Here is a 12399-nt window from a genome sequence, read left to right on the forward strand (position 1 = left end):
ACCACTGCAAAATAAAAGAAAATATAAGTATCAGACAAACTTCAATTTCATTGTAAATATAAATAAAAATCGAACAAACACAACCCACTAGGTAATAAAAAGTTAGCTAACCCACTAATTTAAATGCCTATACCATCAAAAATTAACCATAGACAGCCTCAAGATAATTCATTTAGATTGCTTGCATCGGCTCGCCGATTTTTCATTATTGATATTTTTGTTCTGTTCTCTTTAAATTAGTAACGTAATAAAAATCAATGGCTTCTTATTAATTATAGTGGAGTCCCTCTTCAAAGAGTTCAACAGGTTCTTGCTTATTATAATTAATCTGTAAGCCCATTGATTTTCAATCATTGAATAATTAAAGCATTCTATAAAGGATGAATATGAAGTCTATAACGGGTTTAATTCTTAATACTGTAATTCTTAGCACAGCAATCATTTTCCCTACCGCCAGTTATTCTCAATACAGTCAATCTGAATCCAGTGATGATCATTGGCGCGTTAAAACCAATGTGTATGTCGAGCTCGAAGAGTATCAAGGGCAGCGGGATTCACAGAATAACAAAGTGTATGACAAAGCCAGTATGATAGGTAAGTTATCGCTGAGTAATCCGGCATCCACTTGGTCGTTTGATCTCGAACACCGAGAAACCTTAAGAAATCACGGAAAAAACTTCTCCAATTCCAGAGATTCCTACATTCGTAATCGAACCCAAATCGGTGTAACCAAACAGTTCATTAAAGATAAAATTTCCAACCTCGATATCAATTTCACCTACCGCAAAGAATCCAATGATGTAACTCCAGGCTCTAAAGCCCGCTCATCCAACAGCCTCTATTGGGTTATGCCTTCCGGTTCAATCAACCTTGATGAACGATGGACATTTAATTATTGGGGCGCGCTTTACTACTACAGTAATTTCTATGAGGCCAATAACTACGAATTTGAATCTGAAGTGGGCGTGAGTTATAAACTCACCAATAGCATTAAAGCCAAAGTCAGCTATTACAGTGATAAAGCGTGGGATAATGAGTTCACCACCCAATCCTTACAACGCCAAATTCGCCTTGGCTTACCCGTGACTATTAATCAAGACTGGAGCATTTCCCCTTATTTCCGCTATCTCATTAATGATAATGAATACAACAATAGAGGCTCAATCACTCAGCAACTACGTAATGGCTACCGTATCGGAACTCAAGTGGAATACAAAATAACACCGAAGTTAGCATTATGGGGCGGCGTTGCCTATGAACCCACTAAATGGAAATACCCAAAAGGCAGTGAAAAAACATCAGGAAACAGTAATAAACAAACGATGTATCTCGGTCAGCTAGGCGTGAAATATAGCTGGTAGCGATAAACATTCGGCAGTTATAAATTCCTAGCCGCTCCGCCATGATAGCGGACGGTTAGGAGCTTAATTTGGTCTTCAAATCGTTAGCGATTAGCGGCGAATGATTTTATCAAAGATCCCACCATTAGCAAAATGCGTTTTCTGCGCTTGTTGCCAACCACCAAAATTCTCATCCACGGTGAGCAATTTCAATTGTGGAAACTGGTTTTGATATTCTTTGGCTACTTGAGCATCTCGCGGACGATAATAGTTTTTTGCGGCAATTTCTTGCCCTTTAGGTGAATACAAAAACTCTAAATAAGCTTGTGCCACTTCACGGTGATCTCGCTTATCCACTGTTTTATCGACAACAGCAACGGTTGGTTCTGCCAAAATGGAAATACTCGGGGTAACAATTTCAAAATCCCCCTTCGCGCCTAACTCATTAATGGCTAACAACGCTTCATTTTCCCACGCAATCAGTACATCGCCGATTCCACGCTCTACAAAGCTGTTGGTTGCCCCTCTCGCGCCAGAGTCTAGCACTTCAACATTTTGATAAAGCTGCTTCACAAACTGTTTTGCCTTCTCTGGATCATTATGATTTTTTTCTAATCCATATCCCCATGCAGCCAAATAATTCCAGCGTGCGCCGCCCGATGTTTTCGGATTAGGCGTCACAACCGAAACGTCTTTTCGGATCAAATCATCCCAATCATGGATATTTTTCGGGTTATCTTTACGCACTAAAAAGACAATGGTTGAAGTATAGGGTGCAGAGTTATCGGGTAGTTTTTTCAGCCAGCCTGGATTAATTTTGCCACTTTGTGCAATCGCATCCACATCGTATGCCAAAGCTAGCGTCACTACATCTGCCTCTAACCCATTAATCACCGAAGTGGCTTGTTTACCGGAACCGCCATGAGACTGGCGCACCGTCACAGTATCCCCCGTTTTTGCTTTCCAATAATCACCAAACTCTTGATTATATTGGCGATAAAATTCGCGAGTCGGGTCATAAGAGACATTTAAAATTTGGATATCTTTCGCCCATGCTCCCGCAGTTAATAACAATAAAGAAAATGCCGCTATTGGATAGCGTGAACTTTGCCAGAAACGTACCATCATTCTTTTCTCCATTAATTGAATACGGAATCAGGCTGACAGATACCCACGGCAACGGGAAATACCGAAAAGGTAAATCTTATAAATAAGAGGAATATCGAGGGGAACAAGGGCAATCTTCGCCGATATGGTCAGCATAATGCCAACCATATCGGTGAGATTTGCAATAATAGAGGTGAGAAATTAGTACAGTTTTTTCGCTGTTTCCAGCCAATCTTTCTTGAAGACGCGTTTCATGTTCATGACCGCATCAACAATATCATGGTGAACTAATTTTTCATTTTGGATCCCCACACAACGCCCGCCGTAGCCTTCCAGCAGCAGTTGGATAGAGTATGCACCCATACGAGAAGCCAAAATACGGTCATAAGCAACCGGAGAACCACCGCGCTGAATGTGACCTAATACAGTTGCACGAGTTTCATGATGAGTTTCTGCTTCAATGTATTTTGCTAACTCATCCACATCGCAAACGTGCTCGGTGATCGCAACGATTGCATGGCGCTTACCTTTTTCAATCCCACGTTTGATTTCTGACAGTAACTCTTCACGGTTAAATGGCATTTCTTGTTCTGGCAGAACTAAAAACTCACAGCCGCCTGCAATTGCCGCAGAGAGAGTGAGATCGCCACAATAACGCCCCATCACTTCAACGATAGAGATGCGTTTGTGAGAAGTCGATGTATCACGTAAGCGGTCAATCGCTTCAACCACGGTTTCTAACGCAGTGAAATAACCGATGGTGTAGTCTGTTCCAGCAACGTCGTTATCAATCGTGCCTGGTAAGCCAATGCATGGGAAACCTAATTCAGTCAGGCATTTAGCACCAAGGTAAGAACCATCACCACCAATAACAACCAGTGCATCAATGTGGTTTTTCTTCAGGTTTTCAACCGCTACCGCGCGGACTTTTTCATCACGGAATTGAGGGAAGCGAGCAGAGCCTAAGAATGTACCGCCACGGTTGATCATATCCGAAACGCTATAACGGTCTAATTGCTTCATACGGTTTTCATAAAGGCCGAGGTATCCATCAAAAATACCCATTACTTCTAAACCTTCCGCAAGAGCTGCACGTACTACGCCGCGGATCGCTGCGTTCATACCCGGTGCATCTCCACCGCTCGTTAACACTCCAATTCTTTTAATCTGCTTGACCATGATGACCTCTGATTAATGAACATAAATTGCAAATCTATGAAAAAACCACCGCACTGCACTGATATTCACTGCGACTCACTGACGGATTAACCGCAAAACTCAGCCAATAATTTTTGCTGAATTGATTCAACAAGCGAAATAATACGACAAAGCCAGGATTATGCATGGGTTTTCTCGCCAACTTTTATGTTTTCTTGTGATCTCGATTACATAATTTTAGCTCAAATGACGAAAACCAACCCACTCAACGTAATCATCTTACTTCGAAGTACAAATTAAGTCTCGATGATAGCATGTTAATCTCAGCACGACCCCATCATTGCAAGATGCGGGGCATTTTCCTATAAAAAAAGCACCCTAAGGTGCTTCTGTGGTTGATGAAAAATAGAAAAATCTATTTATAACAGTCTATTAGGTATAAAAATAACGCGTTAGGTGGAAGAAAATTGGTGCAGCAAAACAGAGAGAATCAATTCTATCTAACATTCCGCCATGTCCTTCAATGATGGCCCCAAAGTCTTTGATCCCGCTGTCGCGCTTAATTGCAGACATACACAACCCACCGACAAAGCCCATTAACGTAATCGCCAGTGACATTAACCCTGCCGCCCACCAACTAAATGGCGTCACCCAGTACAAACAGATACCAATCAGCACTGAAGTTAATATGCCGCCGATAAATCCTTCGACGGTTTTATTTGGGCTAAGCTTAGGCACAATAGGGTGTTTGCCAAGTAACTTACCAAAAACATATTGCAGCACATCAGAGATTTGCGTGACCACAATTAAGAACAGCAGCAGCTTAACGTTTTCCCCTTGGTAACCTTCAATATTCAGCATCAATAATGCCGGTACGTGGCTCAAGCAGAATACCGTGACCAACATACCCCACTGTATTTTCGCCGTACGTTCGAGGAAGTGGTAAGTATCCCCCGCCAACGCGATTCGCGTCGGTAAAAACAAGAAGACAAACACGGGCACAAAAATCGAGAACATCCCATACCACTCAATCCCAACCAGCACATATTGCAGAGGAAGGAAGACGAAAAAACACCAAAATAATGCTTCATGGTCGCTACGGCGAGTCGGTGCTAGCGTAATAAATTCCCTTAATGCAAAGAAAGAGATCAACGCAAACAGGATCACGACCCCAATATTCCCAAGCACTACCGCCAAAACGCAGACGATGCACATAACCCACCAAGCACGAATGCGCGCATTTAAGTTATCAATGGTTGGGTTACTTTTTTCCCCTGAATAACGGTATGCCAGAATACCGCCTATTACGCTGGCGACCATCAAAATACCGAAGACACCAGATAACAGCAGTGCTAATTCACGATCCCAAAGACTCATGGCATCATCTCCTCAAGTGCAACTTTCGCTCTTTGCAAAAAATCCGCCTTATTTTCATCTTCTGTCAGTGGGGGTAGTGGCTTCCCAACCGTTGCTGAACAGATAACTGGAACCACGAGCTTTGTTCCTTTCGGTAGCACGCGATTTAAATTTTCCAAATACACCGGGATGACTTCAACATTAGGATATTTTTTCGCTAAATGATAAATCCCACTTTTGAAGCTACCCAGTTCCTCGCCATCTCCCCGAGTTCCCTCTGGAAATAAAATTAATGAATGGTTTGCAGCAAGCACCGCTTCTAGTGGCCCAAGTACAGACTCTTTGGCAGGTTTGTCCCCTTTTCTATCAACCAAGACGGCTCTAAACACTTTATTGACGAGGTATCGGCGAAACGGCGTGCCATCCCAATAATCTTTGGCGGCAACAGGGTGAACAAAATGGCGCATTAAAGGAGGTAGCCCTGACCAGATAACCAACCCGTCAAGATGGCTTGAGTGGTTAGCATAGTAGATGCGGGGGGTAATAGCCGGTTGGCATCCGACCCAACGTGTACGGACACCTGTTAATAAACGACAAGTACCGGACAACAGCATTCCCATTCCTTTCGCCAGTAGAGAAACTCGCTGTGTTTTTTCCATCTTTTTTCCTTGCTCTCTTATCGAGCACAAATAAAACAATGATAAAAAAAATTCTTAATCGTATTTGCTTAATAAGATATGCAGCGTCGAACAAGAGCACAACTGGATAAGTTCTGATTTGTGACTTTATTTTCACCACCAGAATTAAGATAAAGTGCAGGTTATATATAAAACTCAGATGTTAGATAAAAAATAGGGAAGCCTTAGCTTCCCCATTAATATCATTCAAGATAAAAATTATTTTTTATCTGCAGCGATACGGTCACGGATATGTTGTGCACGCTCATCTGACGGTGGGTGAGAATCAAACATGCTAGTTTCTTTGCTGCCCAGTTTTGCTAATTTGTCAAAACCAGTCACTAAGCCTTTAGTATCCACACCACGTTTTTTCAGCAGATCATAAGAGAAATCATCTGCTTGGCTTTCTTGGTGTTGAGAGAACTGAGAATTAACCAGTTTTTGACCCAGCTCACCTAATTGTGAAGAACTTAATTGAGTCGCAACATCGTTACCTGTTGCCGCTGCCGCAGTACGTGCTGCAACTGCTGCATAAGCAACTTGCATTGCTTTACGGGTATGACCTAAAGCAACGTGACCCATCTCGTGACCCAGAACGCCTTCAACTTCGTTGTCGTTCATGATGTCCATCAGACCACTGTAAACACGTACACAGCCATTTGCCATTGCCCATGCGTTCACATCTTTGGTCATATAAACTTTATAGTTAACCGGAGTACCGTCAACTTCGTTACCCAGAGCTTTAGCAATTTTGTTTAAGCGTTGAGTATATTTGCTTGAAGCTGGAGCAATTTTGTTTTCTGCATCCATCTCTTTACAAGCGTCATCACTGAATTTTTTAACATCTGCATCAGATAATGTTGCAGCTTGGAATAATTGCATTCCAGAGTTGGTCATCAGCCCAGTGTCCATACTCTTACAGCCAGTCATAATGACCGCAGAAACTGCGACCGCAACAAGCGCCTTCATTTTCATCTTCTTTTTTTTCCTTGCTACAAAAATTATATTACTGTTTTTAATAAACCATTCTCGTTCTAATAACGATTCGGAGATATAGCCTAAAGATTCTGTTTAAAATCACAATAAGAATAAAGCCATTAAATAAGCAATCTATGAATTTGATAACAATTTTGTCCAAAGAGTGAAATTATCAGAATTATCCGCTAACTAAATAGTCGCGATTTGACTGAGTTAAATCACTCTAAAATGACTTAAATGGCTTTGTAGCGTTATCTTTCGAATAACTCAATCACACAAAAGTCCCCATGACGCTCAGGAGAAGCAATATATTGCGTAGGAGCACCTGTTTTTTCGACCAATAGGGTTTCAAAATCATTTAAGACTGAGTGCTGCCCATCTACCTGCAATTCTAACTTGCCCTGTAAGTTAAAAATCAGCACACAGTTTCCATTACTGATCCACGAGTTTGCTGACTCACAAGATACCCACTGCAGCCGAGCTGAATACTTTTCAGGGTTGTAAATCAAATTAAAATCGCGGATGGCTTCATTGATTAATTCGGCATACACATCACTTTCACCATTAAAGGCGTGAAATTGCTTTTGTAATAAAGAAACTGGCGGGTTTTTATCTATCTGCAGTACAATCCCGGAGCCTTCCAATACGCCAATAATGCGCTGTTTATTTGGGAAGAAAGAAAATGAGCCAGCGGATTTTACGTCTGCAATCGACACTCGCCAGTCAAAATTTTCTAGCCCTTCGCCGTGGCTTCTTGCGAGTTCTAACGTAAATCCTTGCCCATTTTTCCAAGGCATTTTTTTATAATCGTGAGCAGTAAGTTTCTGGATCATGGCGCAATATGACCTCTTTGGATGTGTGAAAATCTATTTTGCAAGTGTTCGGAATAATCGCTGGAAATAGAGATAGTACGTGGAAAGTGAATGTATAGACAATCTAAAGTTGTCGTTAAATTGATAAATAAAAAAAAGCCCCTTAAAAAGGGGCTATAAAGACAGGGATGGTGTCTATGGCAAGGAAAAACTTCAGTTATTGCTACTTCACTACTTACTTCGAAACTCAACGATACAGCTTAGAAACTCAACTACAGGCTTTAAAAAACTCAACTACACTCACTACTAGGAATCTCTACTGCATAACTTGATATTCAGCGAACTTATGCTGATTAATTTGCTCAAGCTGCGCCTTTTGCTCTGGCGTCAGTAACTGGTAAAGCTCGTGATGGATACGAGCCATCTCAACGCGTTCATCCAGTTCTTTTTGCAATTGTTTCTCAAGTTGCGCTCGGACAGCTTTATCATCAAAGCGATCCGCTATAATAAGTTTGTGTAATGACTCACGTTCTTGTATTGAGGCAACATTTTCACCATGACGGTGGCGCTGGGTAGCCATCAAGTCACGAAGCTGTTGGCGCTGTTTCTCACTCAACGTGATACCATTAAACATAAATTCACTGGCACGTTCGTCGCTATTTAATGATTCAGGGATCTGAAACTGAATAGCAATATGTGTGGTTTGTAGTGGCTGGTCCGGTTGCATTTGAAGCACTAATGATGGTTCATCATTAACACTACTTTCAGATGCTTCACCAAACGCAGCGACTGGCCCGAAAACAAATGCAGAAGCTAAAACGTATGCGGCTGTTTTATGTACTGAACTGTGTTTTGTTCTGTGTACTATTCTTTGCATTTAGATACCTTGTCTCCGAACGATGCTCGTGATTCAATGGAGTTAAATATACGCGGTCGGCTGCAAACTAGCGTCAGAGCATGTAAAAGAACGTAAAGTCATGGAAACGTGAAGATTGTTATCGTATTTTGGCAGTTGGAGGACTTAATTAATGCATAAAATCCTATTAGTTGATGACGACCGTGAACTCACGTCGCTTTTAAAAGAACTGCTGGAAATGGAAGGTTTCAATGTTGTCATCGCTTATGACGGTGAGCAAGCATTACAGCAAATCGATTCATCCATTGACCTATTATTACTCGACGTCATGATGCCGAAGAAAAACGGTATTGAGACATTAAAAGAGTTACGCCAAATTCACCAAACACCCGTCATTATGTTAACGGCGCGTGGCAGTGAATTAGATAAAGTACTGGGCTTAGAGCTCGGTGCCGATGACTATTTACCAAAACCATTTAACGATAGGGAGTTAGTAGCGCGGATTCGTGCGTTACTGCGCCGCTCAAACTGGAGCGAGCAAACTCAAGGGGACAACAGCAACACCCCAACCTTACAAGTGGACAAATTACAGCTCAACCCAGGTCGTCAAGAAGCCAGCTTCGACAACGAAATCCTTGATTTAACCGGCACCGAGTTTACTTTGCTCTATCTATTAGCCCAGCATTTAGGGCAAGTGGTTTCAAGAGAGCATTTAAGCCAAGAAGTTTTGGGTAAGCGCCTCACGCCATTTGACCGTGCGATTGATATGCATATTTCAAACTTGCGCCGCAAACTTCCAGAACGCACCGATGGTCAACCTTGGTTTAAAACCTTGCGTGGACGCGGTTACTTGATGGTTTCTGCCACATGATCAACAGCTTAACAGCTCGAATATTTGCGATTTTCTGGTTTACCCTCGCACTAGTATTAATGCTAGTGCTGATGGTGCCTAAGCTCGACTCTCGGCAGCTCACCGTCCTGATGGAAAGTGAGCAACGCCAAGGGGAGATGCTTGAGCAACACATCGAAGCCGAACTCGCGCAAGCTCCAATGAACGACCTACTTTGGTGGCGACGGATTTCCAACGCCATCAAAAAATGGGCGCCCCCAGGGCAACGGCTGATTATCGTGACCAGTGAAGGCCGCGTGATTGGTGCGATGCCGAGTGAAATGCAGGTGATCCGCAACTTTATTGGTCAATCCGATAATGCCGACCATCCGAAAAAGAAAAAGTACGGACGCGCAGAAATTCTAGGTCCATTTTCTATTCGTGACGGTGAAGATCACTACCAACTCTATTTAGTTCGCCCGGCAAGCAGCCCACAGTCAGACTTTATTAACCTCTTGTTTGACCGACCGTTTTTACTCTTGATTGCCACCATGTTAATCAGCGCACCACTGTTGTTATGGCTATCATGGAGCTTGGCTCGCCCTGCCCGTAAATTAAAAATGGCGGCGGACGATGTGGCAAAAGGTAACTTGCGCCCACACCCAGAGCTAGAATCGGGTCCCCAAGAATTCTTATCGACGGGTAACAGTTTTAACCAGATGATCAGTGCATTAGATGGCATGGTCACCGCCCAGCAGCGATTGATTTCTGACATATCTCACGAGTTGCGCACCCCACTCACACGATTACAGCTAGCGACGGCATTATTACGTCGCCGCCATGGTGAGAGTAAAGAACTGGAGCGCATCGAGACAGAAACTCACCGTTTAGATAGCATGATCAATGATTTGCTGGTGCTTTCTCGCAGTCAGCATAAGAATGAGATTCTTCGCGAACACATCAAAGCCGATGAGTTATGGGGAGATATTCTGGATGATGCAAGCTTCGAAGCGGAGCAAATGAACAAAACGCTGGATGTCACGTCGCACCCTGGTTCATGGCCGTTATATTGCAATCCATCCGCCATTGGTAGTGCATTTGAAAACATAGTGCGTAACGCACTGCGCTACTCAAACACCCATATTGCGGTTGATTTCAAAGAAGAAAATAACGGTATTTTGATTACTGTCGACGATGATGGCCCGGGTGTTAGCCCTGCTGACCGCGAGCATATCTTCCGACCTTTCTATCGCACCGATGAAGCTCGCGACAGAGAAACCGGAGGTACCGGGCTTGGCTTAGCAATTGTGGAAACAGCGATTTCCCAACATAAAGGCTGGGTAAAAGCTGACGACAGCCCGCTAGGTGGATTACGCCTACAGATTTGGCTGCCAGAACACGGTCGCTAATCTTACATTATGAAGGTCTTTGGTGCTTATATGCCAAAGACCTTTTTATATATCAGCCATATATTCCTATCTTATTTCGCCGAATATTCCCTACCAAACTCAACCTGCCTGATAATTAACTTATTCATATTCACAAACAGTGATGAAATTAGTATCTCAAACATTTAATGATATTTGCCTATACGCGTTTACCACATATACTTGTAAGTAAGAAATAGCTCAGACAATTCTTATAAATATTATATTTCATTGATTATATCGTTATTCGAGTAATTACCTTTTTCTACGCCGCATGGGCGTGATCTATTTATATATTAATAACATACATCAAGTTACAGCTGTGATTATCATTATTTTTTATACTATCTAGCCGTATACATGCTTTTTCTTGACTATTAGGTTAGCCCCTAAGTATAGATGCCATTCAAACCAATATACCACCCAATGTGAAATTAACAATTTTTGATAGAACTATATACTAATAACTCACTTAATGGTTTCAAAAAGGTGATCAGAAGATTACTGGTAAAGTAGCGATTTTTAGGCGCCTCACACCGATAGTCACTCTGATACTTTAGTGCTATTATTAAGGGCTTTTGATTGATTGTGCTTACGGCACGAGTCAACCTATATGGGAAGGCTATCATAAGCAGTGTTTATTAATTGAGCAATCATGCAAAAAATGCAGTATTTTCAATTAATAAACACTAAATTCTGAAATTCAATGGCGCTCTGGGACCCGATAACCCAGTGCGGTAGCTATGGGTTTTTTGAAATATTATATATCTTACGTTCTATTGAAAATATTTATTCAAGTCTTACTGACATAATTTTTATATTACTCATACAGATTACTAGAAGAGTAGATCAAGTTTTCATTATTAAATAATTAACTCCGTTAGACTCATGGATATATTAATGAATATTAAAAAATTCCCAAATAGGGATTTATTTTTTCGAAAATATTGGAATAGAAATAAATGAAGATTCTTCTACTTGGTAAGAATGGTCAAGTTGGGTGGGAATTACAGCGAGCATTATCCCCATTAGGTGAATTGATTGCTTTAGACCGCCATTCGAAAAATTATTGTGGCGACTTATCCAATCTTGATGGGCTTGCTAAAACAGTAGAACTGTTAAAGCCTGATGTTATTGTTAATGCTGCTGCATATACCGCCGTAGATAAAGCAGAAAATGAGCCTGAATTATCAAGATTAATTAATAGTGAAGCAGTAAAGACTTTAGCTAAATCAGCTGAAAAAATTAATGCTATTTTAATTCATTACTCAACTGACTATGTTTTTTCTGGAGAAGGTGAACATTTTCGGCAAGAGGACGATAAAACTGCGGCACTAAATACCTATGGACAAACTAAGTTAGACGGAGAACAACACATTCAACAATATTGTTCTAATCATCTAATCTTTAGAACTAGTTGGGTTTACTCTACCTTCGGTAATAATTTCGCAAAAACAATTCTTAATTTAGCCAAAACGAAAGAAAAGCTATCAGTTATTAATGATCAATATGGAGCTCCAACTAATGCTGAGTTAATCGCAGATTGTACAGCTATTGCATTAACCCAAACTTTAAAAGATAAAAGTAAATGTGGCATCTACCATTTAGTCTCCTCTGGATCAACTAATTGGTATCAATACGCTAACTTAGTTACTAAAGAAGCAAGAAAAAATGGAATCGAATTAGCACTGAAGGAATTAAACGCTATTCCCGCAATCGACTACCCCCTCCCCGCCAAACGCCCATATAATTCAAAAATGAATAACACCAAATTTAAAATAACATTCAATGCTGAATTACCAAATTGGGAGTTAGGTGTTAAACGCTTAATCAAAGAATTATCAATTTAAATAAAAATT

11 protein-coding genes are annotated in these 12399 nt (G+C 41.3%); 4 read left to right on the forward strand and 7 right to left on the reverse strand.

Annotated features, from left to right (window positions below):
• Positions 1-380: 380 nt before the first annotated feature.
• Entirely contained in the window at positions 381-1361 is a 981-nt protein-coding gene (locus HFU86_RS00225) for an OmpG family monomeric porin (RefSeq protein ID WP_187128474.1), read from the forward strand.
• Between the two features lie 90 nt (positions 1362-1451).
• Here HFU86_RS00225 and HFU86_RS00230 read toward each other — a convergent pair whose 3' ends face one another.
• The 7 genes from HFU86_RS00230 to HFU86_RS00260 form a co-directional block, all read right to left on the reverse strand.
• Positions 1452-2465, reverse strand: coding sequence for a sulfate ABC transporter substrate-binding protein (locus HFU86_RS00230; RefSeq protein ID WP_187129798.1), 1014 nt, complete (start codon positions 2463-2465; stop codon positions 1452-1454).
• A 183-nt stretch (positions 2466-2648) separates the two neighbouring features.
• A complete protein-coding gene (gene pfkA, locus HFU86_RS00235; RefSeq protein ID WP_132497045.1) occupies positions 2649-3626 on the reverse strand; it encodes a 6-phosphofructokinase in 978 nt (325 codons plus the stop codon).
• A 411-nt stretch (positions 3627-4037) separates the two neighbouring features.
• Positions 4038-4982 carry a phosphatidate cytidylyltransferase gene (locus HFU86_RS00240; RefSeq protein WP_036950825.1) on the reverse strand — a complete coding sequence of 315 codons (945 nt, stop codon included), beginning with the start codon at positions 4980-4982 and terminating at the stop codon, positions 4038-4040.
• On the reverse strand, positions 4979-5620 hold the full coding sequence (locus HFU86_RS00245; RefSeq protein ID WP_187128475.1) for a lysophospholipid acyltransferase family protein: 642 nt from the start codon (positions 5618-5620) through the stop codon (positions 4979-4981). The genes HFU86_RS00240 and HFU86_RS00245 overlap by 4 nt, the downstream gene beginning before the upstream one ends.
• 237 nt (positions 5621-5857) lie before the next feature.
• Entirely contained in the window at positions 5858-6613 is a 756-nt protein-coding gene (locus HFU86_RS00250) for a M48 family metallopeptidase (protein ID WP_036950820.1), read from the reverse strand.
• Positions 6614-6867: 254 nt separating this feature from the next.
• Positions 6868-7449 (reverse strand): HutD/Ves family protein, encoded by a 582-nt coding sequence (locus tag HFU86_RS00255; protein WP_187128476.1) that lies wholly within the window; start codon positions 7447-7449, stop codon positions 6868-6870.
• Between the two features lie 295 nt (positions 7450-7744).
• Positions 7745-8305 (reverse strand): Spy/CpxP family protein refolding chaperone, encoded by a 561-nt coding sequence (locus HFU86_RS00260; RefSeq protein WP_036950811.1) that lies wholly within the window; start codon positions 8303-8305, stop codon positions 7745-7747.
• 151 nt (positions 8306-8456) lie between these two features.
• Between HFU86_RS00260 and cpxR the strand changes: the two genes are divergently transcribed.
• The 3 genes from cpxR (at position 8457) to rfbD (ending at position 12390) form a co-directional block, all read left to right on the forward strand.
• Positions 8457-9155 carry an envelope stress response regulator transcription factor CpxR gene (gene cpxR, locus HFU86_RS00265; RefSeq protein WP_006660535.1) on the forward strand — a complete coding sequence of 233 codons (699 nt, stop codon included), beginning with the start codon at positions 8457-8459 and terminating at the stop codon, positions 9153-9155.
• The gene (gene cpxA, locus HFU86_RS00270) at positions 9152-10522 is read left to right on the forward strand and encodes an envelope stress sensor histidine kinase CpxA (RefSeq protein ID WP_036950809.1); all 1371 of its coding nucleotides are present in this window, start codon (positions 9152-9154) and stop codon (positions 10520-10522) included. The genes cpxR and cpxA overlap by 4 nt, the downstream gene beginning before the upstream one ends.
• Positions 10523-11502: 980 nt before the next feature.
• Positions 11503-12390, forward strand: coding sequence for a dTDP-4-dehydrorhamnose reductase (rfbD, locus tag HFU86_RS00275; RefSeq protein WP_187128477.1), 888 nt, complete (start codon positions 11503-11505; stop codon positions 12388-12390).
• Positions 12391-12399 lie beyond the last annotated feature (9 nt).

Source organism: Providencia sp. JUb39, from assembly GCF_012272845.1.
GTDB classification, from domain to species: Bacteria; Pseudomonadota; Gammaproteobacteria; order Enterobacterales; family Enterobacteriaceae; genus Providencia; species Providencia lanzhouensis.

Coding starts and splice junctions, on each gene's coding strand:
- cpxR (WP_006660535.1), top strand. CDS start 8,457: ATGCATAAAATCCTATTAGTTGATGACGACCGTGAACTCACGTCGCTT.
- HFU86_RS00255 (WP_187128476.1), bottom strand. CDS start 7,449: ATGATCCAGAAACTTACTGCTCACGATTATAAAAAAATGCCTTGGAAA.
- HFU86_RS00250 (WP_036950820.1), bottom strand. CDS start 6,613: ATGAAAATGAAGGCGCTTGTTGCGGTCGCAGTTTCTGCGGTCATTATG.
- HFU86_RS00230 (WP_187129798.1), bottom strand. CDS start 2,465: ATGGTACGTTTCTGGCAAAGTTCACGCTATCCAATAGCGGCATTTTCT.
- pfkA (WP_132497045.1), bottom strand. CDS start 3,626: ATGGTCAAGCAGATTAAAAGAATTGGAGTGTTAACGAGCGGTGGAGAT.
- HFU86_RS00240 (WP_036950825.1), bottom strand. CDS start 4,982: ATGAGTCTTTGGGATCGTGAATTAGCACTGCTGTTATCTGGTGTCTTC.
- HFU86_RS00260 (WP_036950811.1), bottom strand. CDS start 8,305: ATGCAAAGAATAGTACACAGAACAAAACACAGTTCAGTACATAAAACA.
- cpxA (WP_036950809.1), top strand. CDS start 9,152: ATGATCAACAGCTTAACAGCTCGAATATTTGCGATTTTCTGGTTTACC.
- HFU86_RS00245 (WP_187128475.1), bottom strand. CDS start 5,620: ATGGAAAAAACACAGCGAGTTTCTCTACTGGCGAAAGGAATGGGAATG.
- rfbD (WP_187128477.1), top strand. CDS start 11,503: ATGAAGATTCTTCTACTTGGTAAGAATGGTCAAGTTGGGTGGGAATTA.
- HFU86_RS00225 (WP_187128474.1), top strand. CDS start 381: ATGAATATGAAGTCTATAACGGGTTTAATTCTTAATACTGTAATTCTT.